A 26,854-nucleotide genomic window follows, 5' to 3' on the forward strand; every position below is an offset into this window, starting at 1 on the left:
TCAGCCCTTTATTTGGTGGCCGAGCCTCCTAACGTGATGCGCCCATTCTATTCTTCGGCTTCGGGGCTTTTGCTCGCGTCCCTATAGAAGAGCGTATAGGGATCACTTGGATAGATGACCGCATCCGGATGATGTTTAAAGGGTATTGCCGGATCAAAAATTTCGTTGAGTATATTTCGCAGAAATTGGACAAAATTATCCTTCTGGAATGCCAAAAACTCAGCGGTTAGAACACCTTCCTTTCCATGGAATAAGGTACCTTCTTCCCTCATCTTCCTTGCGACATACAAGTGTGGCTCAAGTGCCTTCCGACCTGTTTTTTGTTCAAAAACATAGGCATAAAACAAGGTCTGTACCATCGCTTTATTTTCCGTATTAGGCCCAAATACCTGTTGTATGTCTTTGAACGTGACGGAGTCGCCACCGGTCTTATAGTCGACAATCCGGCTAATGATACGCTCGTCATGCGTGACGACTTCATCCACACGGTCGATGATACCGTATAGTGTCACCTGTGCTTCCTTTCCGTCGACTGTAATGGGAAAGGGCAGTACATAGTCTGTATCATTCTCCAGTTCGATGATGCGGAACGCTTTGTAATTACTGATGTCGTGCTCAAGATACATTTTCACATACTCACTGGCGATCTTGAGCATAATCCGTTGTAGGCTATTCAAATCTTCGATCCCTTCGACAGTTGTCTGGTATTGGAGGCCAATCTCGCGGAGGACAAAAGGTTCTATCTGGTCGAAGTGCCGGCGAAGAACTGCTGTGGATGTGAAATTTTCCTGCCCTTTGAAGGGTAGGAATATCTTTTCCATGACATTGTGGATGACCGTTCCAAGCTTGTTCATTTCAAACTCCTGTGAGATGGAAGGTGGCTCTTTTATATTGGCGATATGTTTTAGGAAAAATTGTAGCGGAGACTGTAGATAGGTCGTCAAGGCTGTTGCTGATATTCTTTTTTGATGCACAATAAAGTCCTCGTACATCTTTTCCCATACTGGTCCGTTTTTCTCGACAATGATCTCTGCTGCTTTGTCTGCAAATTGAATTGGCTGCTGTTGCACCTTCCGTTCGAAACGAAACTTGCTTTCAAACTCGAGCTGTTTGATAAATCGGCTTTCTTCTCCTGTTGAGCTCTCATCCACAAGACCGTTATAAAAAATATGTATCCCTTCACTGTACTGGAAATGCCGGTAAAACAGGTAGGCCGACAAAGCGTCCTGATTTTCTAGTACCGGCAGGCCGTAGGCGCTCCTTAAGCTATTGGGGATAAAGGTTGGTGAATTGGATGTCTTGGGTAAAACGCCTTCGTTGGCTCCCAGTATAAAGACGTTGTCAAAGTTTAAACAGCGGCTTTCGAGCAGCCCCATAATCTGTATTCCTTTGAGCGGGTCACCCTCGATGGCTGAATTTATCGGCGAAATGGCTTTTTTGATTAGGCCGATCTGAAAACTGATGCTTAAAGGAGCAAGTGTCTCGAATCCCAGCAGCAGCTGGTTCAGTGTTTTCTTGGTCTCCATCAGGAGGTTGTTGTCAATCTGGCGGATGCGTTCCCGGGAGGAAATGCTGTGCAGCAGATCCTCGATTATTTGGACAAGCGAGGGGATCAGCTGAGCGGCATCGGCAATAGGGACAAAAAATCGGGGCAGACAGCTTTTGAATGTCAATTCCTCCAGCGGGATTTCAAATAGCTGTTTGTCCGCAATTTCCTTTTGTATCTTTAGTTTATCCTGTAGCGGAACCAATGTCAGGGGATGATTGATAAAGGTCTCGACAATTTGATAAGAGATCTTACGCCTTTTGAATTGGGAGATCTCAAGGTGTACCTCCATCCACAGGTCCAGTATACCGTATATGGGGGACTGTGTCAGCGGGTATCCGGTCGTAATATTGGGATTGACATCCGGTAAGCTCTGCAGCAATGGGACCAGCAGATTTTCGTCTGCAAGTAAGATGGCTGCTGTTTTATCTTCCGAATGCTGGCTTTGTAGAATATCATACAGCAACTTTGTCTGGCTTATTTTGCCGGTGCTTGCATACAGATTTACCGTGGAAGTTCTATTGCCAATGATATTCGGGCTGTCACCCAGCGCATTGACCAATCCGGTCTGGAAGATATTTCGGCGGATAAACAAGCCGGCTTCCTGCATGTTGTCTTCCAGATAGTAAGCATCCGCATCAAAGTAAAATAGTGCACGTCCTTCCTCCTGCCATTGCTTGAAGAGTTTGGCCTCCGCTTTATTCAGGGCGTTAAAGCCGACGAATAGAACCTGCTGAAAAGAGGCAATAAAGTCCTGCGCTGCGGCTCTGCCTTCGGCCAGCTCCCGGTATATGGTGGGGTAATTGGTCTGATTTAGTGATTTTAGTCTTTCCTTGAAACGGTCGTATAATACAGGAAGCCGTTTCCAGAGCTGTAGGAAACGCTCTTGCACACCGCTATGCCCTGCAATCGAGAAGGCCTGCCAGAACTGCCGTATAAAGCCCTGTTGTTCGGGCGTCAAGTGTTGAAATGCAATATCAATTTTCGTATTGTCGTAGAGCTCCATATAGATCTGCTGGATCGGAACCAGGTCATAATCCAGCTGCCCAAAATCGCTTAATATAATTTCTGCAATAGGGTAAAATTCTTCCAGGGTCTCTGCTTCTTTGCCTTCTGCCGCCAGGAGCTCATTGTGGATGTTGAAGAGCAGGAAAAATTGACCCAATGGACTGGCCTCGGTTGCCTCTGTCGACCGTTTGAAAAATTCCTGGATAGTAAAAAACTGTGGGGACCAGATCGCCTGCCCATATACATCGGCTAGGTGTTTTTTGAGGTAGGTGATGGGCCGCTTGTTATTAAACACGATGGCAATCTCGCTCAGATCGTTGCCGAAACGTCTTTTGATATCTTCTGCTACTAATTTTAAAAAGGCTGTCTGCATCGTGAATTTATTTTACTTCAATTAACTGATTCGATTTCGCATAGTACAGGTAGGCCTTAACATTGCGATAGCCCAGATTCTCCAGATTCTTTTTGTAGTTGTCTACTTGATATTTGTGGCCGACGTAGTCCGTCTGCGTGAACTTAAAATCGAGCACGATGGTCTCTTCCTTGGAAGTAAAGACTTTGTCCGGCCGGATGGTCTCACCTTCGGAGGTAATAATGCTGGCTTCATTCCAGATTTTATACTTTCCGGTGAGCCAACCGTTGATGATCGGGTGATGCCAGATCTGGTTGATCTCCTGCATCAGGAAAGGTTCGTCCTCTTTCGAGAGGACACCCGCCTGAATGAATTGATGCACGAGTTTGGGGATGTCCTTCTCTTTGGAGATCTGAGACATAATCTCATGTGCCAATATACCATACTGAGCTGCTTTTTCAAGCATCATAATGTCATTGACACTGCGGGTACTGGATTTTTCCAGTGCCATTTCCAGTGCTCTGGAAATCGGATAGGATTCCAACGACACAATCTGCTCGTCGGCGCTGTCTTTTTTTTCGCGCCTGATGACCTGATCGATATGAAGCGCCGCGTCGGTCAGGGGAAAGGGAGATTCAGGAGAGTCGAGTACCTGGTACAATATATCGCTGATATACTCATTTTTGAGGTCGTAACCTGTGATTTCTCCCGTTTTTTTGTCCACCGATTCTTTAAACGCCGGGGCAGTAATATAGAGGTGCTCAACCGCGCGCGTGGTGGCCACATAAAATGTATTGAGTGCATCCATATAGTTGAATAACATCTCCTCAAAATACTGTTTGAAAAACAGGGATTTGCCGACTGTGGATGTATACTTTATCGGGATTTTGCCCAACTGCGCAAAAGGTGTATCCCATGTGTCGATCCAGAAGTCCCCATTAATCATTCCGTCCAGATCCCAGGAGCAAAAGGGCAGCATGACGACATCATAAGCAAGTCCCTTGGATTTGTGTATGGTACTTACCTCGATGGCGTTGATGTCACCATTAGAGGGTAGAACAGCACGGTTTCCATCTTCTTCCCAGAATTCCAGGAACTGGACAATTCCGCGCTCGCCGTTGGCTGAAAATGCTGAAATCATATCCTTGAATGCCAGAAGGTAGGGGAGGTGTATGTTGTGGGCTGAGGTGAGTCCATAGATTTCAATGAGCTTTTCGATCAAGTGCACCAGCGGTTGTTTTTGCCAACTTTCCCAGGAATCAATCAGAGGCTGAGGCAGAAAACCGTCCAGCGCCCGGATGTCGTTGGCGGCAAATCTCAGCCAGGCCTCCTGTGGCAGTACCTTTTGCTGAATGGCCTGGTACAGGTAGACCATTTTTGCTTTATGGATGCTATGCTTGTCTGAGTTATATACCAGCGCCTTCAGCGTTTCGACCAGCAGGAGCACCGCATCGTTGCTGGCCAGCGACAGGGCATCACCAGATATCACTTCCAGCGATAGCTGATGCTCTTTTTTGAAATCCATCAGCTTTTGGATCACCAGTCTGGCCTGGGCGTTGCTACGCACGAGGATACCGATCTGCCCAGCCTCGTATCGTTGCGTCAGAAGCCATTCCCTTATTTTTTCGCAGAGCATCTGCAGGGATTGCTCCACGACCTGGTTTCTGCGGTAGCGGCCATCGGCCACCGGAAGGTATGCGATTTCGATGGAGCCCAGTTTATCGGTCTGGTTTTTCTTGTGTTCCGGTATTTCCTGCTGACTGTTTTGATAAGCCTGTACGAGCATGCTGTCATTGCCTGAGCTGTTCCACCAGTCCTTGCCAGCCTGGTCTAGGCTCTCATATACTTTTTCGTTGAGCAACCGCTGCAGCTGTCCGGGAATCGTGCTGAACAGGTAATTGTTGAGCGTAATGATGTTCGGCAGGCTTCTGAAATTTGTATCGAGGCTGCCATTTTCAACAATGGCAGATTTGGTCTGCTCGGCGAGGTGAAAAGCCGCGCCGATTTGCTGTTCGACCTGCTGCAGCAAAATCCGCCAGTCCCCATTGCGCCAGCGGTAGATACTCTGTTTGACATCGCCGACGATCAGGTGCTCACTTAGGCTGCCTGTGGCATCAGCAAGAGCGTTGATCAATAGAGGACTGTAGTTTTTCCACTGGATACGGGAGGTATCCTGAAACTCATCAAACAGAAAGTAATTAAAGCGGTTTCCAATTTTCTCCCAGATAAAGGTGGGGTCGCTGTTTTCGTCAAGGCCGAGTTTGTTCAATAATAGCTGAGAGTCTGAAATAAGCTGGGCACCGTTGTCCTTGCGCCATTGGGTCAGTAGATCGCTCATCTCTTTAAGCAGACGTAAGTAATAGAGGTTGTTCTGTACAGCTTGGTAGGCGATAAATGCAGGCAGGCTTTCCTGTAAAGTCTGAAAAGACTGCAGAATCGGAGTGAAGGCTGCCATCAGGTCATAACGGACATTTTTGTCGCTGTCGGTAAACTCATTTTCGTTGTCGATTAACTGTACATATTTATCTAAGAGCTTGGCGATTTCCGAAGCACTGAGTTTATCCACATTCTTGTTGACCTTACTGGCTGAGAAGAGCTTATTGCGCGATTTTCCTTTAAGTTCACTTTCTGTTAGGTTAAACTTTTTGCAGGTTTCCCCAAACGTTTCGATACTCAAGGATAGAGCTTCAGTGTATGCACGTATCTTCTGGTCGATCTCCTGATTCAGCAGATTGAAAACTTCCCTGGGATTGGCGGAGTTGATATATCCATCAAATTCCTGAAAGTTTTCGGAGAAGATCAGACTGGCCAGTCCCATTAACTGTTGGCGATAGTTCCAGTTTTCGTTTTTCGCTATCTTTTTCTCCGCGTAGGCGATGATCCAATCCAGAAGATCGGGGCGTTCGTCCAGGAGCTGGTTGAGCATGATGGTCAGATCCTTTTTCACTTTGTTGACATTCATCTCAATTTTATATGCGGCGTCCAGATTGAGCTCATAGGTAAACGCGCGGATCACTTTTTGGGAGAATCCGTCAATCGTGCTGATCGTAAAATGGCTATAATCATGTAATATCCGACGGTATACACGAAATGATTTTTCCTGGATCAAGTATGAGTTCCAGTCTGGGTACTGCTGCAAGAGAAGCTTTCTGAAATCTTCGATTTTAGCCGATGTGTCTCCCGTCGCCAGACCGTGGAGAACCGAGAGGATGCGTTCTTTCATTTCGGCGGTAGCCTTATTGGTAAAGGTGACGGCGAGAATCTCCCTGTAGCTATTTTCATTGGATAGCAATAAGCTCAGGTAATGCAAGGTTAAGCTAAAAGTTTTTCCCGAACCAGCCGAAGCTTTTAGTATTTTTAATGGCGCGACAGATTTCATGGAATGAAGGTAGAAAGTAAAAAGTGAATTGGCAAAAATGGGCGCTATAATTTTATTTTGGAAAAATATATTTAAATTTGTTTCTGATTTGTTAACCGAAAATACCGTTTTATGAAATACTTTGTTTATATCCTCCTGTTCGGCAGTCTGTTTATTTATTCCTGTCAAAAAGATAAGAATGGAAAAGGAGATAGCAGACTCGTATTATTAAAAGTTGCGCAGCAATCTGGCCAGAGTTTTAAACAAACTACCTATGCATTTCAATATGACGACCAAGGACGTCTTATAAAATTAAATGATGAGCTCTTTCATTATGGAGCAAACGGACGAGTTGATTATTCACGTATCGCTTTCAAAGGCCAAATGAACGGAATGAACTCGGAAAGAATCGTCCGCTTAAGTTACCATTGGGATGAACAAAGGCGTCTTACGCGTGTTGTGCTCGACAGCCTGTACATTAAGCAGTCACCCATGAGCGGAGGGGTGAGCAGTACGGGAACTGAATCACTACTTAAAGGTATTGTATTGAGCACATATTCTTATGCTTCGGGTTTGTCTGTGCCAACAAAGATTATCTTCAGAAAGTGGAAGATCCCGTATCAGGAAATTGAACGTGAGGAGGAGGTGACGTATGTGTACCAAGGCGATAATATACAGCAATCTAAAGGCTTTTTATCCGTCACCTCATTTCCCGATATTCCGGCGAATTATACGCTCAATCTGACAGCTTTTCAATTTTATCAATATGCTACTACAGTAAATCCGCTTCATCCTATTTATAGACAAATGGGGTTTAATCCGGTCGATATCAATCAGGCGGTTTCTAAAAATCTTCCAAATGCTTTTTTTGGCAGTCTGGTTGAAGGCTGGTCGGAGAGCGAAGCCCAGCCGGACTGGACAAAGAAAACGGATGTCAACCTTACATTGGATGCCGGCGGAAAAGCTACTGCGATGGATTATGTGCTGAAAGGTGATTTTGAGGAGCTTAAGAATGTCACTTTTGGTGCACTTTCATTAAATTATGTTTACGAATAAAAAAAAATCACTATCTTTGCGTCCCCTCTAGCATGAAGCTCGGGGGATATGTTGAATACATAAAATAAAATTACAAAATGGCAACTAAAATCAGATTGCAAAGACACGGTAAAAAAGGACGTCCTTTTTACCATGTAGTCGTAGCGGATTCTCGCGCTCCTCGTGACGGTAAATTCATCGAACGTATTGGTTCTTACAACCCAAACACAAATCCTGCAACTATCGTTCTGGATTTTGAGAAAGCTTTGGATTGGATGAATAAAGGTGCACAACCTACTGATACTGCACGTGCTATCCTTTCTTACAAAGGTGTTCTTTACAAAAAACACTTGCAAGGTGGTGTAAAAAAAGGTGCTTTTGATGAAGCTGCTGCTGAAGCTAAATTCAATGCTTGGGTTGAAGCTCAGGAAGCTAGAATCTCTGGTAAAAAAGATGGTTTAGCTCAATCTAAAGCAGAAGTGAAGAAAGCTGCTTTGGCTGCTGAAGCAAAGAAAAAAGAAGAAATTGCTGCTGCTGTAGCTGCTAAAAATGCTCCTGTAGCAGAAGAGCCTGCGGCAGAGGAAGCTGAAGCTCCAGCATCAGAAGAAACTGAAGGTTAATTCTTTCATAAAGTATTCGAGAAAGCCGACTCAATCCTGAGCCGGCTTTTTTTACTCATATTAAATACGCTAATGACTGTAGATCAAAGTTTTTATATTGGCTATATCAGCAAGACGCGTGGTCTCAAAGGTGAGATGCAGCTGTTTTTCGAATTTGAAGACTACGAAATTCTGGATATGGATGTCCTTTTTTTGGAAGTGAACAAAAAGCTTGTTCCGTATTTTATCGACACGATAAAATTGCAGAAAAATAGTACAGCATATGTAACATTCGAAGATGTCGACCATATTGACAAAGCGCAGCCTCTCGTTCGTAAGAAGGTATATCTACCCAATGAAAAGATGCCAGAGCGTGATCCGGATGATTTTCGATATACGGACTTAATCGGCTTTTTGGTGATAGACGAAAATCATGGTGAACTGGGCGAAATTATTGACGTACAGGAATTTCCACAGCAGTTTGTCGCTACCGTAGATATGGACGGTAAGGAACTGATGTTTCCGTTGTCTGATGATCTCATTTTGGGGATAGATGGGGAGGAAGAAATTATAGAGGTCAACCTGCCGGAAGGGTTAATCGATCTGTACAACGAATAGAGCAGTAGCGGATTGCACTGTCGACTTTGTTGCTATTTTTTATGGATTTTCGAAAAATAGTTTTGTGTTTTGATTTTTTAAAACGATATTAGCATCGCTTATAGAGAAAGGCCGAGGGACTAGACCCAATGAAGCCTTAGCAACCTGTATTATTCAAGGTGCTAAATTCTACCCTACTCCATGTGGGAAAGATAAGTTACATGCCGATAAATACTCCCGGATCCGTGCGTTTCGATGTAAGCCAACCAAAACTAAAAACAGATTTTTAATGAAGATTATCGACCATATCCAGAACGCAAAAGGAAAGACACTGTTTTCTTTTGAGCTATTACCTCCGGCAAAAGGCCAAGGAATCCAGAGTATTTTTAAAACGATGGATGAGCTGATGGAATTCAAGCCACCTTTTATTGACGTCACTTATCATCGGGAGGATTATATCTACAAAGAACATGCTAGTGGCCTGCTGGAGAGAGTCTCTTATCGCAAACGTCCCGGCACAGTGGCCATATGTGCGGCCATTATGAACAAATATAAGGTGGACGCTGTTCCGCATCTGATCTGTGGTGGTTTCACAAAAGAAGAGACCGAAAATGCGCTGATCGACCTCAATTTTCTGGGTATAGATAATGTTTTGGTACTCCGGGGCGATGCGCGCAAAGGGGATGCAGACTTTATACCGACTGAAGGCGGACACGCTTTTGCCACCGATTTGTTGCAGCAGGTGGTGGATATGAATAAGGGCAAATATCTCCACGAGGATATCGTGACCTCCGAAAAGACCGATTTCTGTATCGGTGTGGCCGGATATCCCGAGAAACATTTTGAATCTCCCAACTTTAATACCGACTTTAAGTACCTGAAACAGAAAATTGATATGGGTGCCGAGTTTATCGTTACCCAGATGTTTTTTAACGTTGATAAGTATAAAGAATTTGTGATCAAATGCCGGGATAATGGCATTCATGTACCTATTATTCCGGGCCTCAAGCCGTTGACCACCAAAAAGCAGCTAGTTACCCTGCCCCGCATTTTCCATTTGGACATTCCCGAAGAACTGAGTGATGCGGTTGCGGCCTGTAAAACAAATGCTGATGTCAGACAGGTAGGCGAGGAATGGCTGGTGCAGCAGTGCCAGGAACTGATTAAATTTGGCGCCCCAGTGCTGCATTTCTACACCATGAGTAATCCCGGACCGACAAAGAAAATTGTAGAAAAGCTGGCTTAATTCTGGTAGCGACAGGTTGCTAAGCTATCTACCAGGTGCCTTCGCCGGTGGTCTATGCTGTTAAATTGTGTTAATTAACACTTTTAACTCGAGATTACTTGATAATTTACGTACCGAAAAAGGAGTATAAAATTTTGAACCAATTGACACCTTATGACGTACAATAGATTAAACTCGATCTTCGGCTGTGCCTGTGGCCTTGTTGCTACATTTGTCTATATCGCAACGGCCGAAAAAACGGTAAGCTGGTGGGACTGCGGTGAATTTATTGCCTGTGCTTACAAGCTTGAAATAGCCCATCAGCCCGGAGCACCGCTCTTCCTTCTCATCCAGAACATATTTTCAAACTTGGCACTAGGCAACGCTGGCAAAATCGCCTACTGGATGAACATCGGTTCGGCATGCTGTAGCGGCCTGACTGTGGCATTTTTGTTCTGGACAATAACTGCTTTGGTGAAGAAAGTGCTCAAGCGGGCAGAGCAGGCACCCTTGGCTTACTTTGCACAAGTTTTTGGAGCTGGGGCTATCGGAGCTATGGCTTTCAGTTTCAGTGATACGTTTTGGTACTCGGCTGTTGAATCTGAGGTATATGCCATGTCTTCATTATGTACGGCAGTGGTCTTCTGGGCGATACTCAAGTGGGAAGTGCGTGCCGATCAGGCCGGAAGTGACCGTTGGCTGATTTTTATCGCTTTTGTGATGGGGCTGTCGATCGGAGTCCACCTGTTAAATCTGCTGGCTATTCCAGCCATCGCCATGGTCATCTACTTTAGGAGGGCCAAAGAAATTAGCCCGAAAGGTATTTTTAAGGCCTTGGTGATAGGCATTCTGGCTTTGGGGATGATCCTTTGGGGTGTGATCCAATGGCTGGTGGGCATCGCTTCAAAGTTAGATCTCCTGTTTGTGAACTCACTGGGATTGGGCTTTGGCTCGGGCATTTCCTTTCTCTGTATTCTATTGATCACAGGTTTGGTATATGGTCTGTATTATTCACATAAGAGAAAAAAATATACCTTAAATACCACCATATTGGCCCTGTGCTTCGTGCTGTTTGGGTATAGTTCCTATACGATGGTCCTGATCCGGGGCAAAGCGAACCCATCGCTGAACAATAATGCACCAGACAATGTCTTTTCTTTTTTAGGTTATCTGGAACGGGAGCAGTATGTCAAGGAACCGCTGCTAAAAGGTCCATACTATGATTCCCAGGTAGTCGCTGTCAAAAACAGGACGGGCTATCGGAAAGATGAGTCCAACTATAGCCCGTTTACACGGATAGACAAATATGAATACGACCGGGAAACTTTCTTCCCCCGCATCTATAGCCAAGATGCCAGCCATAGGGCGTATTACCGCAGTTATCTTCAGCTGAAAGAGGGCGAAAAACCACAGTTTTCGGATAATTTTAAGTTTTTCTTCAACTTCCAGCTGGGAGAAATGTATGCCAGATACTTTTTATGGAATTTTGTGGGCAGACAAAACGATAAGCAGGGATATGGAACTTATACGGAGGGAAACTGGCTATCTGGCATCAAAGCTGTGGATCAGTGGCGTCTGGGAGGGCAGTACCATCTTCCAAAGTCACAGGAGCATGACCCCAGCCGAAATACCTATTTTTTCTTGCCTTTGCTGCTCGGAATAGCAGGAGCCGTCTGGCTATACCGAAATAATAAGGCGTATACGTTGGTGCTTACGTTGTTATTTATGTTTACAGGCCTTGCGATCGTCGTTTATCTCAACCAGACGCCGTTGCAGCCGCGGGAACGCGATTATGCGTATGCAGGGTCATTTTATGTATTTGCCATCTGGATCGGTCTGGGTTTAATTGCCATAGTACGTTTTCTGAAGCGTTTTGCGCAGATGCGTTTTGCGCTGATCACAGGTTTATCTTTTGCTTTATTGGCTGGCCCTGTGATCATGGCTTATCAAAACTGGGATGATCACAACCGCTCAGAAAAATCGCTGGCGCGGGACGTGGCACGCAACTATCTGGAGAGCTGCGAGCCTAACGCCATTTTGTTTACCTATGGCGATCACGATACTTTTCCGCTATGGTATCTGCAGGAAGTGGAAGGTGTACGCAGGGATGTACGCATCGTCGTGCTGAGCTACCTGAGCGGAGACTGGTATATGCAGCAGGCAAAAAAGTCCACCTATCAGGCTGCCGGTCTTCCGCTGACGATTCCTGCGGAGAAAACGAAGAAGGGCGTCCGCGACTACATTCCTTTTATCGACCGGCAACTGACGGAAGCTGTGGATGTCAGCCAGCTGCTGCAGTTTGTCACTTCAGACGATTCGGCTTACCAAGTGCAGCTGGCCTCCGGAGAGCTGGCTAACTATTTTCCTGCCAAAAAACTGCGGCTGACGGTTGATAAGCAGGCCGTACTTCAGAACAAAGCAGTTCCCACAGCGTTCGAACAGGCCATTTTACCAGCCATGGAGTGGGAAATTCCCACGGATTACTTGAGCAGATCAGAGCTCACCTTACTTTCCGTACTGGAAAATAACCATTGGGACAGACCGATTTATTTTTCTAATATGCTTCCCGGCGACAGCAAGTTGGGATTGGATAAGTATCTTGTGAATGAGGGGTTTGTGTCGAGATTGATGCCTGTCGCAGCGGCAGATAACGACCGGGAGAGCGGGACCACCAGTCAATTGGTGAATGTCGATGCGCTTTATCATAATATCATGAATACCTACCGCTGGGGGAATAGTAAAAATGCCAGCTATTTGGACACAGATTCTTTCCGTTTTGCCAGCATGTACGCCAGAGATATTTTTGGAAAAACGGCCCGCTTACTTTTAGCAAAAGGGCGGGTAAAGGCCGCCGGGGAGGTGGCTAAGAAAGCCTATGATCAGTTGCCAGACCGGGTGTATGCCATGTCTGACGCCATAAATTATGCCGATATTATTGATAGCTTGTACCGTTCGGGGCAGCATCAGCTAGCGGGAAAGATGCTTGACCGCAATCTGGACTATGTCGCCGACAATATGGAATATCTGCATCAGCTACAGATGGAGAAAAAGAACTTGAGCTTTGAATGGAACGACATCCAGACGGGAGTGGATTCTGTGGACCGCTACCGGGATATTTTGCTTGAAGCAAATGATGCGGACCGGCTGGCACGGGTTGAGGCACTCCGGCGCCAGTATGAACAATGGTATGGTTTAACAGAGTGAGGATAGCAAACGAGAGGCTCACATACTGAAAAAGAAAAGAGCAGTCCAGATGGTTGGACTGCTCTTGTTGTTTCTACTTCGGTAACGTTATGCGTTTTTTTTCACCTCTTTACCCCATGAATCTTTGAGTGTGACTGTCCGGTTGAAAACCAAATGGTCTGGAGTCGCATGGGTATCCAGCGTGAAGTAACCTAGTCGTATGAACTGGTATCCTTTTCCCGGTATGGCGTTCGCCAGATCGGGCTCTATGTAGGCGCGTTCGACGATTTGCAAGCTGCCGGGATTAATGGAATCTTTAAAATTCTCGGCGGCTGCTGGATTTTCGTCGTTGAACAGCCTGTCGTATAGCCGCACTTCTGCTTGTTTAGCGTGAGCTGCGGAAATCCAGTGGATCGTTCCTTTGACTTTCAGCCCAGATGTATCTTCGCCCGACTTGGAGTTGGGTACATAGGTACAGTGCACTTCGGTGATCTGACCGTTGTCATCTTTCACAAAATCGTGGCAGGTGACGATATAAGCATGTTTCAGGCGTACAGATAGGCCCGGACCCAAACGGAAGAATTTTTTCGGCGCATTTTCCATAAAATCTTCGCGCTCTATCCAGAGTTCTTTAGAGAAAGGAATCTCCCGGGATCCCTCACCACCTTCAACTTCTGGATTGTTCTCACCGATAAGCTGTTCGACCTGACCCTCGGGATAGTTTGTGATGATCAGCTTGATCGGGTCAAGTACAGCCATCCGGCGCCAGGCTGTCTTATTGAGGTCTTCGCGGATGCAAAACTCCAATAAACTGACGTCTATCATATTTTCGCGCTTTTGCACACCGATTTTCTCGCAAAAGTTGCGGATACTGGCCGGTGTATACCCCCTACGTCTCAATCCCGAAATCGTCGGCATACGCGGGTCGTCCCAGCTTTCAACGATCTTATCATTGACCAGCTGAAGCAGTTTGCGTTTGCTCATAACGGTATAGGTCATATTGAGTCTTGCAAATTCGTACTGTTTTGATGGGAAAATTTCTAATTTTTCGATGCACCAGTCGTACAAAGGGCGATGCGGAATGAACTCAAGCGTACAGATGGAATGCGTGATTTGCTCAATGGAATCTGACTGTCCATGCGCAAAATCATACATTGGATAAATACACCATTTATCGCCCGTGCGGTGATGATGAGCATGCTTAATGCGGTACAATAAAGGGTCACGCATATGCATATTTGGACTGGCCAGATCAATTTTTGCACGGAGTACTTTCTCCCCGTCCTTATATTTTCCGGCGCGCATATCTGCAAACAATGTCAGATTTTCTTCGATAGACCGGTCACGGTAGGGCGTCGGAACGCCGGCCTCGGTAGGAGTGCCCTTTGCTGCTGCAATTTCCTCGGCTGTGCTATCATCAACATAGGCCAGACCTTTTTTGATCAGCTCCACGGCGTAACCATATAAGGTCTCAAAGTAATCTGAAGTATAGAGTTCCTGTGCCCACTGGAAACCAAGCCATTGAATATCTTTTTTGATGCTTTCAACGTATTCGGTATCCTCAGTGACAGGGTTAGTGTCATCAAAACGTAGATTAGTCTTGCCATTATACTGCTGTGCTAATCCAAAATTCAGGCAGATGGATTTGGCGTGACCAATGTGGAGGTAACCATTTGGTTCAGGAGGAAAACGTGTCAAAACACGTCCGCCATGCTTTCCTGTACGAAGATCTTCTTCGACAATTTCCTCGATAAAATTTAATGATTTTTCTTCACTCATAATACAAAGTTAGTTATTAGAAGTGAGATATTAGCTAGATCGCCACAGATATTCGACGTCTATAGAAGGCTGTAAACAGCGAAAAGCGGAGGATGTGGACAGGAGGAGTTGGACTTGTCCCTACGGAAATAAAAAAGGGACGAAATTTTCGTCCCTGTGACCGATTTTACTATTTGTAAGCGAACACCTTTCCGAGGGATTCATTGCTTGTAAAAGTACAATTTTGATTGATCAGTTCACCGGTACCGATATTGATTACCATTCCGTGTACAGCAAGTGGCTGACCATTTTTCCACGCATTTTGGATAATCGATGTGGAGCAAAGATTAAAGACCTGTTCTTTAACGTTCAGTTCAACCAGGCGGTCTGCTTTTTTTTCAGGATCCGCAATATTGTCGATCTCTTCGCTATGCAGACGATATACATCTTTAATGTGGCAAAGCCAGTTGTCGATGATACCGAATTGGCTGCTGCTCAAAGATGCGGCAACACCGCCACAGCCGTAGTGCCCCGCAACGATAACCTGTTTTACCTTCAGCACATTGACCGCATAGTCGAGCACGCTGAGCAAGCTCATGTCCGAGTGGATAACCATGTTGGCAATATTGCGGTGAACAAAGACTTCTCCCGGTTTTTTGCCTGTCAACTCGTTTGCCGGCACGCGGCTATCAGCACAGCCAATCCACAGAACTTCGGGGCTCTGACCTTTTGCCAACTGCTGGAAGCGTCCTGTGGTATCATTTTTCACAAACTCCATCCAGTCTTGGTTTCCTTTAATAATGTTGTCGAATCCTGCTTTTAAATCTTTATTTTCCATATTTTTTTATATCCTTTTGCTGCTTTACAGCTTTTTCTCGTATTTATTACTAGTACAAATTTCTAAAATTATTGTTCATTTCGAACAGTTTATTTTTTATAAACGACCTGCAAAAGTTCGATTTCCTTACCTTTGCTTTTGGCGTTCTGTTCGAAGTCTTTGATGACTTCAATGACATCCTTGTCTATAAATTTACTGAATGTCCCATCAATACGGATCTTACTGACTGATTTGGGCAGGCTATACAGCTTTTGCTGAATTGGAACCTTATTCAGAAATGAGACTTCCTCTGCCAGTGTGATGACGGCCTTATCTTCCTCATTATCCTTTTCGAGGTTATACTTAAAAGCATTTTTCATATTTGCCTTTAAGATATAGAAGGTCGCTACGACAATACCGATACCCACACCCATCAGGAGGTCTGTCAGCACGACAGCCACAATCGTAACGAAGAATGGAATAAACTGATCCAGACCTTTTCTGTACATGGAGGTAAACAGGCTTGGTTTGGCCAGCTTATATCCTGTGTGCAATAGGATTGCTGCCAGGCAGGCCAGAGGGATCATGTTTAACAGGGTGGGGATCGCCAATATCGCAACGATGAGCCACATACCGTGCAACATAGCCGATTGTCTTGTTTTGGCGCCGGCATTGACATTTGCTGACGAGCGGACGATAACCGAAGTCAACGGCAAACCGCCCAGGAGCCCGCTGGTCATATTGCCCACACCCTGCGCAATGAGCTCACGGTTGGTCGGCGTGTTGCGCTTATAGGGGTCTATTTTGTCAACAGCTTCGATGCTAAGGAGGGTTTCGAGGCTGGCAATAATGGCAATCGTAAATGCCACGATCCACACATCTTTGTTGACAATCTGAGTGAAATCCGGCAAGGTGAATAGCCCCGTAAATTCAGCAAAAGAGCCAACGATGGGGACCACTACAAACTGTTTGTCATGCAGCTGAAAAGAAGAGCCCTGAAAGAAATAAGCTAGAATGACACCGACAATAACCACAACCAGTGGTGCCGGTACTTTGCTGAGTTTCGGAATGGCCGGCCAGAAAATCAAGATCGCCAGCGACAGAGCACATATAATGAATGCGCCAAAGTTGATAGCGGATACCAATGTATCGAAGTACGCGCCGATGCCGTGTCCATTGTCTAATTCAAAAGCATGGGTTTCCACCAATCCCAGTGCGAGAGGGATCTGCTTCATAATGATTGTGATACCGATTGCGGCCAGCATACCCACGATAACTGCTGAAGGGAAGTAGTTTCCGATCATGCCAGCCTTGAGTATACCCAAAATCACCTGTAGCACACCCGCAATGACGACCGCGAGCAAGAAAGTTTCATAGGCCCCCAGGCTCTGTATAGCTCCGAGTACGATAACCGTAAGCCCAGCGGCTGGTCCGCTCACACTTAATGGTGATTTACTGATTGAAGCGACGACGATTCCACCAATTACACCTGTCAATAATCCTGCAAACAATGGCGCACCTGAGGCCATTGCAATTCCCAAACATAATGGAAGTGCCACCAAAAACACCACAACACTAGCTGGGAAATCATATTTTAAGTCTCTTTTCGAAAGTTTCAGAAAAGCAGACGTACGAGTTCCAAACATAAAATTCGTGTTTATCTGTTAAACAAATCTTCATGAAGCATGCTGCGACAGTTAAGGATAGGTGCCAAAGCGTTCCCTTCCAACGTCGACTGTAGGCAGTATGTTCAATAAAAAAGTCAATAAAAAACCGCACAGGCTGGGATTCAGCTTGCGGATGAAGTCATACATCCCTAATGGGACGTATAGTTTTAACAGTTAGGAGGCGGAGTTGGAACCGTAGGATGGAAAGCTAAAATGCTTTTCTCGTTTTTTAGATAGTTTTTCTGTTTTCCTTGGTTCTCAACGAGGATACTTTCAAAAACAATAGGGTCGTCTGTTTTTGTATTGAAGAATTTTGAGGCCGTTTCAAGCGTGTCGCTGCTTGCGCCATTGTTGTTCTCGATTTCAAGCTGCAAAACAACCTGTAAGATGGTATTTTGATCTAAACTGTTCGAAAAAATAGGCGAAATAGATATGGCCATCTTTGTGAAAAAGATGATCGCACAAATGAATGCGGCCACAAATCTAAATCTCTTATTTAACATTTTTTATTACCTTTATCTTAATTGTTTTACATCGTAAAAATAGCAATTCTATGTTAATTTCAAATTAAAAGTGCGAAAAAAATGCATTTTGGCACGAAATTGTGACGAAAAGATTATTTTTTGGTAAGTTTTGAATCAAATTTATAATACATACATTTTAAGCCTTTTCTCATGGCAAATAAAGAACAATTTATTGAGAAGGTTCAAGCTTCTTATAACCCCAAAGGGGCGTTTATATACTTAGGTGCCGGAATTCTGAACGGCGAAATCCTGGCGGAGGCGAAAGTGAACCTAGCCTTGAAAATGATGAACCGTCACGGCTTGATCGCAGGAGCAACAGGAACTGGTAAAACGCGGACATTGCAGCTCATAGCCGAGCAGCTGTCGGACGCCGCGGTGCCCGTATTCATGCTCGATGTCAAGGGAGATCTCTCTGGTCTTGCGGTTCCAGGCGTAAGCAATCAGGCCCTCATTGACCGTGGGAATGCTGTAGGCGTGCCCTTTGTACCTTCGAGCTTTCCTGTTGAGCTCTATTCGCTGTCAGGCAATAAGGGCATTCCGATGCGGATTACTGTGGAGGATTTTGGCCCTGTTTTGCTGGGTAGAATTTTAGAGTTGAACGAAACGCAGACAGGGGTACTGGCAGCGATGTTTAAATACGCACAGGATCATCAGATGCCTTTGATCGACTTTGACGATACCAAGAAGCTGTTGACCTATCTTTCGGATGGTCCGGGAAGTGAGGAAATCAAAAACGATTACGGTAAGATCAGCTCGGCGAGCTCGGGAACTATTCTCCGTAAGATTGTTGCATTGGAACAGCAGGGATTGGCGCACATCTTTGGCGAAAAGGAATTTGATATTAACGATTTATTCCAGAAAGTGGATGGCAAAGGTGTGATCAGCTTATTGAATATTTCGGATGTGCAGGACCAGCCTGTGCTCTACTCAACGTTTTTGCTGAGTTTGTTGGCGCAGCTTTTCAAAAATATGCCGGAGGTAGGCGATCCTGATAAACCCAAATTGGTCTTTTTCTTTGACGAAGCCCATCTGCTCTTCAATGGAGCATCAAAAGCGTTCTTGACGCAGGTGGATCAGATTATCCGCTTGATCCGTTCTAAAGGAATCGGCGTATTTTTCTGCACCCAGTCTCCGACAGATGTTCCTGAATCGGTGTTGGCGCAATTAGGAAACCGTGTGCAACATGCTTTGCGGGCCTTTACTCCCAATGATGCCGAAAACCTAAAGAAAACCGTAAAGACCTATCCGAAATCAGATTTTTATGAGATCGACCAGATCCTGACTTCCTTAGGTACGGGCCAGGCGCTGATCACGGTACTGAACGATAAGGGAATTCCGACTGAAGTCGTAGCGACCCACCTTGTAGCCGCCCGTGCAGTGATGGGGCCCGCAGATGACGCGACGATCCAGCAGATCATCAATCAGTCTGACCTGCGTATGAAGTATCTGGAGAGGCTGGAAAATCGTTCTGCGGCAGAAATTATTGATGAGAAAATGCAAGTTGTAGCACAGGAGGAGCAGCGTGCGGCTGCCGAAAAAGAAGCCGCTAAGGCGAGCAGGTCCACTTCGAGAAGACAGACTCCGCTGGAGGCTGCACAGCGGACGGCGACGACGACGCTCGCAAGAGAAGGCGTAAAGCTGCTGGGTAAACTTGCCACAGGCTTACTAAATGCATTTTTAAAAAAGAAATAACAGAAAATTCATGTTTTACGTCTTCAGATAAACCCAGTTTGGCTGCGGCAAGGGAATGTGTCCATTTGCTTTTACAGGCAATTTTAGCTAAGTTTGCGGACGAAAAGAAAGTTCTATTAACGCAATTTAAATATGAGTAAACCAACCCTTTTGATTTTGGCAGCAGGAATGGCTAGCCGGTATGGTTCTTTAAAACAAGTAGATGGTTTTGGCCCACACGGTGAGACAATTATTGACTATTCCATCTATGATGCCATTCGTGCAGGATTTGGAAAAGTTGTTTTCATTATCCGCGAAGAATTTCTGGATAAAATGAAAGAAGTTTTTGATAAAAAATTGGAAGGTAAAATTGAGGTAGACTACGCTTTTCAAGATTTTGATTTAACGAAGTTCGGTGTCAGTCATGTCATCGAGAGAACCAAACCCTGGGGTACTGCACATGCTGTCATGAGCGCAAAAGATAAGGTGAAGGAGCCTTTCTGCGTCATCAATGCCGACGATTTCTACGGATCAGATTCTTTTGAAAAAATGGCCAGGTTTTTAACTACCGAAGTCTCTGACGAGCAGATGTCCTTGATGGGCTTTCAGGTAGGTAATACCATGTCCGACTACGGCTATGTCTCCCGCGGTGTCTGTGAAGTTAGCCCTACAGGGCATATGGAAAGTGTCACGGAGCGTACTAATATCTATTATAAAGGCGAAGGTGACAGCCGCAGGATTGTGTATGAAGAGAACGGCGTTGAATACGACCTCGATCCTCAGACGCGTGTTTCAATGAACTTCTGGGGTTTTACGCCCAAAATTTTCGAAGTGGCACAATCCATGTTTCCGGCATTTGTGGAAGAGAATAAAGAAAATCCAAAAGCCGAATTCTTTATTCCTTCTGTTCCGGATTATATGGTAAAACATAAAATGGCGGATTTCAAGGTAATCCCAACCTCATCCAAATGGTTTGGCGTTACATACAAAGAAGATAAACCCATCGTTCAGGAATCAATTTCCAAATTGGTTGCCGAAGGGGTGTATCCCGAAAAGTTATTTTAAGAGCTAAAAGAAATAGCTTATATTGAACCTGTATTGTGTAGGCAATGCAGGTTTTTTTTTGAAGACGAAGGAAACCCGGAGCTGCCTGTGGTAATTTCGCTAATAGCTGGTTTACATGAAAAGATTGCTTAAAGTGTTAGGGTATATTATTTTAGGAATTATTGGTTTTTGCGTTTTATATCTCGTAGCGGAATACAGCTTGTCGAGGCTTGCTGCCGCTCGTATCGATGCCGCTGCTGACCGCAGTGTTCAGGTATATGTGAAATCCAATGGCGTTCACACCGATGTGGTAGTGCCTGTGCTGTCCGCCGAGATGGACTGGTCTACCTTATTCCCTTATGCCAACACGCGGGGAAAAAAAACGGATTACCACTATGTGGGCATAGGCTGGGGCGACAAAGGCTTCTATCTGGAGACGCCGGAATGGAAGGATCTGAAAGCTTCGACAGCTTTTACTGCTGCTTTCGGTCTTGGCGAGTCTGCCATCCATGTGACATATTATCGGGCCATTCAGGAAAACGATCTATGTTTTGGCTATAAAATAAGTCCACAGCAGTATCGTGCATTGATACAATATATACACGAGTCGCTGGATCTGCACGAGGGGCATCCCATCTTGGTCGAAACGAATGCCCAATATGATGATGCGGATGCGTTTTATGAAGCTAAGGGCGCTTACAGTATGTTTTATTCCTGTAATACCTGGACCAATAACGCTTTGAAGAAAGCCGGTATGCCTGCCGGTATATGGGCGACATTGGACAAAGGCATATTGAGCCACTATAGAAAAAAATAAGGAAATAAAAAAAGCTCCGGGCCGAAGGCCGGAGCTTTTTCCTTTTCTGATCAGCGAAGTTATTTCACTTCTTCGTAATCCACGTCAGTGACATCATCACCGCCCTGGTTTCCGCCTTGCGCCTGGCCGGCATCTCCCTGTGGCTGTTGTGCGCCACCTTGTGAAGCAGCGTACATTTCTTCTGAAGCCGCATTCCATGCATTTTGCAATTCTGCAGAAGCGGCATCGATATCAGCGAAGTTTTTCGCTTCATATGCTGCTTTTAACTTAGTTAAGCCAGCTTCGATAGGCGCTTTTTTATCTGCTGAAATTTTATCGCCGTATTCTTTCAATTGTTTTTCAGTTGAGAAGATCAGCGCGTCAGCTGCATTAATTTTGTCAGCTTCCTCTTTCATTTTTTTATCTGCATCCGCATTTGCTTCAGCTTCCTCTTTCATACGTTTGATTTCTTCGTCAGAAAGACCTGAAGAAGCTTCAATACGGATGTTTTGCTCTTTACCAGTCGCTTTATCTTTTGCTGATACTTTGATGATACCATTGGCATCGATGTCAAAAGTAACTTCGATTTGCGGAACGCCACGTGGTGCTGGTGGAATATCGTTCAAGTGGAAGCGGCCGATGGTACGGTTTTGGTTTGCCATTGGACGTTCACCTTGTAAGATATGGATCTCCACAGAAGGCTGATTGTCTGATGCTGTAGAGAATGTTTCTGATTTTTTGGTCGGAATCGTTGTATTGGCCTCGATCAGTTTGGTCATTACGCCACCCATGGTCTCAATACCCAACGAAAGTGGGGTAACATCCAATAACAAGACATCTTTTACTTCACCAGTCAATACACCACCTTGGATAGCTGCCCCTAGAGCGACCACTTCGTCTGGGTTTACACCTTTAGAAGGCTCTTTTCCAAAGAAGTTTTTCACGGCATCAACGATAGCAGGGATACGTGTCGAACCACCCACAAGGATAATTTCGTCGATATCTGATTTGCTGAAACCGGCATTTTTCAATGCAGATTCACAAGGTGCAATCGTTCTTTGAATTAAATCTGCTGCCAAAGCTTCAAATTTAGCGCGTGACAATGTACGGACTAAGTGTTTTGGTCCAGTTGCGTCAGCAGTGATGTATGGTAAATTGATTTCTGTTGATGTTGCGCTTGACAATTCAATTTTCGCTTTTTCAGCAGCTTCTTTCAAACGTTGCAATGCCATAGGATCTTTTTTCAGATCAAAGCCATTGTTGTCGTTTTTAAACTCTTCATTTAACCAGTTAATGATCACGTTGTCAAAGTCGTCACCACCTAAGTGTGTATCACCGTCGGTTGATTTGACTTCAAATACACCATCACCTAATTCCAATACTGAAACGTCATGTGTACCACCACCACAGTCAAATACGACAATTTTCATGTCTTTGTGTGCCTTATCAAGGCCGTAAGCCAATGCTGCAGCAGTAGGTTCGTTGATGATACGTTTGACAGAGAGTCCGGCGATCTCACCAGCTTCTTTAGTGGCTTGACGTTGCGCGTCGTTGAAGTATGCAGGAACGGTAATTACTGCCTCAGTCACTTCCTGACCCAAGAAATCTTCAGCTGTTTTCTTCATTTTTTGAAGAATCATAGCAGAAATTTCTTGTGGAGTATATTTGCGGTCGTCAATTTCTACGCGTGGCGTATTGTTGTCGCCCTTAACGACTTTGTAAGGAACATGTTCAGCTTCTTTGACTGATTCGTCGTATGAAAGACCCATAAAACGTTTGATAGAATAAATCGTCTTATGTGGGTTGGTAATTGCCTGACGTTTGGCTGGGTCACCAACTTTACGCTCTCCACCTTCTACGAAAGCTACGATTGAAGGCGTGGTACGTTTACCTTCGTTATTCGTAATTACTACAGGCTCGTTACCTTCCATTACGGCAACACATGAGTTTGTAGTACCTAAGTCAATTCCTATAATTTTAGACATATCTTGTATTTTAATTTTTTTACTAAAACAAATTCTATCATCTATTATCAACCCTTATGCCAATCGAAATGTTTTGTAAAAAAATCACTATTTGTCATCAATTTGTCCTGATGTACTGCCAAACTGACATTTTCAGTAGACCAGTTGTTCCAATATCCGCTTTTTGGCGGATTCATTCTGTCGATTGCGTGGCATATATCTGCCAAAGAGATCGGTAAATTCGGTAAACTTCATCTTTTTGGATTTCTTGTCGCGCCAGTCTGATGGAACAGGGTTATTGGTATAAGCCACATTGGTGGCCCAGTATTGGATATGCATTTCGGGGATGACCAAACCTAGTATCATGCCCGGAAGGCCATGTGTCAGTGCCGGTCCGGCAGATACCGGGATCTCTTCGGTATAATAGGCAATAAGATAAAGGGAGTCTTTGGTCGCGCCGTTCACTCGGCGGCAGTTGATCCCTGCGATATTGCGGAATTCTTCGGTGAAACGCCATGTGATACTATCCAGCGTTTCTGAGAGGAGGTATTTTTCATCTACATCCAGTTGGATATCGGCCGTCCCCGCTTTTAGATCCTGATACAGCACTTTGGCATTGCGGCTGCTGCGTCCGCCATACATGCCCCAGGCACCACCGCCACGTACAGAACCACGGTTTCTGTTGCCGCGAGCAGAATTTGCTGCACCCGTCGTTGTCCGCATTTTGCCGCTCGTATTTTGCTTTTCTTCGCCGGTATTGTCATCCTGCAGCAGCACGGTCGAATTTTCGTCGAAATACAGGTTCAGCTTTTCCGTCTGGGATTCGGGAATATTATCCATATAATCCAGCATCATGCCGCCGCGCATTCCTGAATTCCTGTCGCTGGACAGCTCCCGTATGCGGGCCTTGGTGTACATCACCTTATCAAAACTTATCGTACCGCGACTGCCAAAATAGGCGTATTGTGCCTGTAGAGATCGTACAGACAGACAGCATAGTATCATGAATAAACAGATTCTAATCATTTCCTTTACCTAAATATTTGTTAAAATCCCACTTCACACCCAGGAGAAAATAGCGTGTCAATACTTGCTGAACCGATTCTGAATAGTTCGTGTCGCTATTGGTACGGCGGGTGTTGTTAAACGTGTTAAAGAGGTCAAAAGCTTTGACACTGAGTGTGAGGCTCTGGTCTTTTAGTACTTTTTTCTCCAGTTCGACATTGGTGAAAAACTGATTGATTGATTCTCTATAAAGTTTTGTCGGTCCTGTATAGCTGTAATATAGATTGGTGACAATATTGAATTTCTTCGGAAGGAAATATTTGATATATCCCGAAGCACTGCCTTCGAAGCTGGTGGCATCGTACTGTTTATTAATTGAGTTTTGTTGCAGATTGAGTCCGGTATTCAACGATAAATCAAAGTCGAAGCCCTTAGAATTTTGTTCATTCACACTTGCGCCTACGCCAAAAGAAGTATTTTTCGCATTGTTCAGAAGGAATTCGCCGGCGGACTGCTCGTTTCCGAACCTCGTATAGCTGTAGCTGTTGTTGTAGCGGAAATTTGCACTTTTATTGAAGTTGATGCGGCGGTTGGCCAAAGGTTGCATGTGGTTGATGTTGAGCCCCGCATTCCAGTTTGACTTACCGGACAGATTTTCATAGCTGCTGATCTGTGCCGAATTTTCGAGTACTGTTGTTTTGTTTACAATGGGGTTGCGGATAAAAGAAATATTCCCATTGACATTCATATTGGTTCCCTTCAATAAACTAAATGCGTTGTAGTTGGCGGAGATGTTGTTGTTGACCGCGCGTTTCAGGTCTGGGTTACCGACCTGTTGGAACAATGGATTGGTCTGCGGCTGCAGAGGCTGTAATTGCTCAAAAGAAGGGATGATGCTGGAACTCATATAGGACAGCCGGATATTTTTGCTCTTTGTGATCCTGTAATTCGCATCAAGATTCAAGTTGTTGTCCCAGAAATTTCTAGATAGGTCAATATGCCGGTAGCTATCTTGCAGTTTTTGATCTTTGTAGAAGGTTCGGTTGGATACATTAATGTCAAATTTTTCCTTTCTGTACGATAGGTGGACATTGATCCCTTGATTGGTATTGTCGTCGATCTGGTTTTTTGAATATAAGGAATCGAATTGGTGGGTTATATTATCAACCGAATTTTGTGTATTGGTGCGTTTGGAATAATTGAAACTATAGCCTAGCGCTATGTTCATAAAATCACTTATCCGTTTGTTGAAATTGAGCGAAGACGCAAAATCATTCCCCCTATTATTGCCTGTTCTGTCCTGGTTGATACGGGTGGTGTCATTACTTTTAAAAATGATGGTCTCAGAGTTTACCTTGCTGGTGGAAGTGGACTCATTCCTGTTGTTCGCGATCATCAGATTGAGTGAACTCCCCGCCTTCAGTCTCTTTCGGTAGTTTAAACGCAGGTTGTTGCTCCTGGTTGATGTGTTTGATGCGTTCTCCTCTCTGAATTTACTGATGTCGGTTCCTTGGCCATCCCTCGTAAAGCTTTCGGTATTGTTGCTATTGTCGTTATTTAGCCAGTTGGCATTTGCCTGGACGTCCATGTTTTGGGTAGAGTCCAGCCGGATGTTGAAATGCGACCTGACGCCATTGGTCCGCGAACCGCTTTTTGTGCGGTTTTTACTGTTTGTCTCCAGGATGGAATTATCTGGAAGGACGTTTTTATTATAATTTTCAGATTCGTTTTTGTTGCTATTGTTATTATAGTTATAATTGGCATTTACCTTTAAGGCTTTCTTGAAAAACTGGTTCTCGTAGTTTGCGCCGAGCGAGGTGCTTAATGGCTGGCCCGTAATCTGGTTGTTCATGCGCATAGAACCCTCAAATCCGTTGGCGCCGCCCATATTGTTGTGGTTGGCGGTAATGCCGATCCGCTCCGTTCTGTTAAATTTCGCTGCAAATAGATTGCCGGCGTAGAGCTCTTTTGTGCCGCCGAGGGCTTCCATATTCCCGAAAATACCCTTCCTTGCCTTCTCCTTCAACACCACGTTTACGGTCTGGATGCGGACACCATCATCTATACCGGACAGCTCCGCTTCTTCCGATTTTTTCTCATACAATTGCACTTTATCTACCGCATCAGCCCGAACATTGCGGATAGCAATTTTGGGATCGTAGCCAAAAAACTCTTCGCCATCGATAAACACCTTTTGAACAGCCTTTCCCTGAGCGGTAATGCTGCCATTGCCCGATACGGTAAAGCCGGGCAGGCGCCGTAGGAGATCCTCGAGTTTAGCATTTTTTTCGGTTGCAAAACTGGCGGCATCATACTCGATGGTATCGCCTTTCAGCGTAATGGGCAGCCTGCGGGTGACGATGACTTCCTCGAGCACATTTTTTTGTGAACTGATTTTGATCTCTTTCAGGTCGATGTCATTATCTGCTACTGCGATAGTATCGCTATACAGTTCGAACTTAGGGTAGGTGGCCAGCACGATGTAGCTTCCGGGAGTGACATTTTTCAGCATAAATTTCCCCTCTTCATTTGCTCTGTTGTAATAACGGAGCACCGAATCTCTGTTCAGTAAGATGATGGAGGCGTTAGTCAACGGTTTGTTGTCTGCTTTGTCTATGATTTTCCCCTTTATGCTTATTTGAGCGACAGCAACGCCGTGAACAAAAAGTAATAAGAGCAGTATGATGTGAATTAATCTTTTCATG

The 26,854-nt window shown here is 44.9% G+C and carries 17 protein-coding genes and 1 riboswitch; of the genes, 8 read left to right on the forward strand and 9 right to left on the reverse strand.

The features are described 5' to 3' along the window. Positions 1–47 precede the first annotated feature (47 nt). Positions 48–2,927 (reverse strand): PD-(D/E)XK nuclease family protein, encoded by a 2,880-nt coding sequence (locus tag FGL37_RS09375; protein WP_051607288.1) that lies wholly within the window; start codon positions 2,925–2,927, stop codon positions 48–50. Between the two features lie 7 nt (positions 2,928–2,934). Further along, on the reverse strand, positions 2,935–6,285 hold the full coding sequence (locus tag FGL37_RS09380; RefSeq protein WP_138096761.1) for a UvrD-helicase domain-containing protein: 3,351 nt from the start codon (positions 6,283–6,285) through the stop codon (positions 2,935–2,937). A gap of 111 nt (positions 6,286–6,396) precedes the next feature. On the opposite strand from FGL37_RS09380, the gene FGL37_RS09385 reads away from it, so the two are divergent. The 5 genes from FGL37_RS09385 to FGL37_RS09405 all read left to right on the forward strand — a co-directional run bounded on the left by FGL37_RS09385 (position 6,397) and on the right by FGL37_RS09405 (position 12,924). Further along, positions 6,397–7,320: a hypothetical protein gene (locus FGL37_RS09385; RefSeq protein WP_028071836.1), complete on the forward strand. Its 924-nt coding sequence runs from the start codon at positions 6,397–6,399 to the stop codon at positions 7,318–7,320. 77 nt (positions 7,321–7,397) lie between these two features. Beyond that, positions 7,398–7,919 carry a 30S ribosomal protein S16 gene (locus FGL37_RS09390; RefSeq protein ID WP_028071837.1) on the forward strand — a complete coding sequence of 174 codons (522 nt, stop codon included), beginning with the start codon at positions 7,398–7,400 and terminating at the stop codon, positions 7,917–7,919. Between the two features lie 72 nt (positions 7,920–7,991). Then, positions 7,992–8,516: a ribosome maturation factor RimM gene (gene rimM / locus FGL37_RS09395; protein WP_028071838.1), complete on the forward strand. Its 525-nt coding sequence runs from the start codon at positions 7,992–7,994 to the stop codon at positions 8,514–8,516. A gap of 95 nt (positions 8,517–8,611) precedes the next feature. Then, a riboswitch (SAM riboswitch) is annotated at positions 8,612–8,714 on the forward strand. A 70-nt stretch (positions 8,715–8,784) separates the two neighbouring features. Beyond that, positions 8,785–9,741 (forward strand): methylenetetrahydrofolate reductase, encoded by a 957-nt coding sequence (locus FGL37_RS09400; protein ID WP_028071839.1) that lies wholly within the window; start codon positions 8,785–8,787, stop codon positions 9,739–9,741. 153 nt (positions 9,742–9,894) lie between these two features. Then, positions 9,895–12,924, forward strand: a complete 3,030-nt coding sequence (locus FGL37_RS09405) for a protein O-mannosyl-transferase family (RefSeq protein WP_037534297.1) — start codon at positions 9,895–9,897, stop codon at positions 12,922–12,924. A gap of 87 nt (positions 12,925–13,011) precedes the next feature. Here the strand turns inward: FGL37_RS09405 and FGL37_RS09410 are convergent, their stop codons facing one another. The 4 genes from FGL37_RS09410 to FGL37_RS09425 all read right to left on the reverse strand — a co-directional run bounded on the left by FGL37_RS09410 (position 13,012) and on the right by FGL37_RS09425 (position 17,648). After that, positions 13,012–14,682 carry a glutamine--tRNA ligase/YqeY domain fusion protein gene (locus tag FGL37_RS09410; protein ID WP_028071840.1) on the reverse strand — a complete coding sequence of 557 codons (1,671 nt, stop codon included), beginning with the start codon at positions 14,680–14,682 and terminating at the stop codon, positions 13,012–13,014. Positions 14,683–14,851: 169 nt separating this feature from the next. After that, positions 14,852–15,499 carry a carbonic anhydrase gene (locus tag FGL37_RS09415; protein ID WP_028071841.1) on the reverse strand — a complete coding sequence of 216 codons (648 nt, stop codon included), beginning with the start codon at positions 15,497–15,499 and terminating at the stop codon, positions 14,852–14,854. A gap of 89 nt (positions 15,500–15,588) precedes the next feature. Then, positions 15,589–17,124: a SulP family inorganic anion transporter gene (locus tag FGL37_RS09420; RefSeq protein ID WP_028071842.1), complete on the reverse strand. Its 1,536-nt coding sequence runs from the start codon at positions 17,122–17,124 to the stop codon at positions 15,589–15,591. Between the two features lie 188 nt (positions 17,125–17,312). Further along, positions 17,313–17,648 carry a hypothetical protein gene (locus FGL37_RS09425; protein WP_232048665.1) on the reverse strand — a complete coding sequence of 112 codons (336 nt, stop codon included), beginning with the start codon at positions 17,646–17,648 and terminating at the stop codon, positions 17,313–17,315. 171 nt (positions 17,649–17,819) lie between these two features. Here FGL37_RS09425 and FGL37_RS09430 point away from each other — a divergent pair, with 171 nt between their 5' ends. The 3 genes from FGL37_RS09430 to FGL37_RS09440 all read left to right on the forward strand — a co-directional run bounded on the left by FGL37_RS09430 (position 17,820) and on the right by FGL37_RS09440 (position 21,201). Next, complete coding sequence (locus tag FGL37_RS09430; RefSeq protein WP_028071844.1) at positions 17,820–19,361, forward strand: helicase HerA-like domain-containing protein; 1,542 nt, start codon at positions 17,820–17,822, stop codon at positions 19,359–19,361. 132 nt (positions 19,362–19,493) lie between these two features. Beyond that, positions 19,494–20,405: a sugar phosphate nucleotidyltransferase gene (locus FGL37_RS09435; protein ID WP_028071845.1), complete on the forward strand. Its 912-nt coding sequence runs from the start codon at positions 19,494–19,496 to the stop codon at positions 20,403–20,405. A 115-nt stretch (positions 20,406–20,520) separates the two neighbouring features. Continuing rightward, positions 20,521–21,201 carry a TIGR02117 family protein gene (locus tag FGL37_RS09440; protein ID WP_028071846.1) on the forward strand — a complete coding sequence of 227 codons (681 nt, stop codon included), beginning with the start codon at positions 20,521–20,523 and terminating at the stop codon, positions 21,199–21,201. 59 nt (positions 21,202–21,260) lie between these two features. Here FGL37_RS09440 and dnaK read toward each other — a convergent pair whose 3' ends face one another. The 3 genes from dnaK to FGL37_RS09455 all read right to left on the reverse strand — a co-directional run bounded on the left by dnaK (position 21,261) and on the right by FGL37_RS09455 (position 26,853). Then, positions 21,261–23,165, reverse strand: a complete 1,905-nt coding sequence (gene dnaK / locus FGL37_RS09445) for a molecular chaperone DnaK (protein WP_028071847.1) — start codon at positions 23,163–23,165, stop codon at positions 21,261–21,263. Positions 23,166–23,297: 132 nt separating this feature from the next. Then, complete coding sequence (locus FGL37_RS09450) at positions 23,298–24,170, reverse strand: GLPGLI family protein (protein WP_081817992.1); 873 nt, start codon at positions 24,168–24,170, stop codon at positions 23,298–23,300. Further along, entirely contained in the window at positions 24,163–26,853 is a 2,691-nt protein-coding gene (locus tag FGL37_RS09455) for a TonB-dependent receptor (protein ID WP_028071848.1), read from the reverse strand. Before FGL37_RS09455 ends, FGL37_RS09450 begins: the two co-directional genes overlap by 8 nt. Between the last annotated feature and the right edge of the window lies 1 nt (position 26,854).

The organism is Sphingobacterium thalpophilum, assembly GCF_901482695.1.
Lineage (GTDB): Bacteria > Bacteroidota > Bacteroidia > Sphingobacteriales > Sphingobacteriaceae > Sphingobacterium > Sphingobacterium thalpophilum.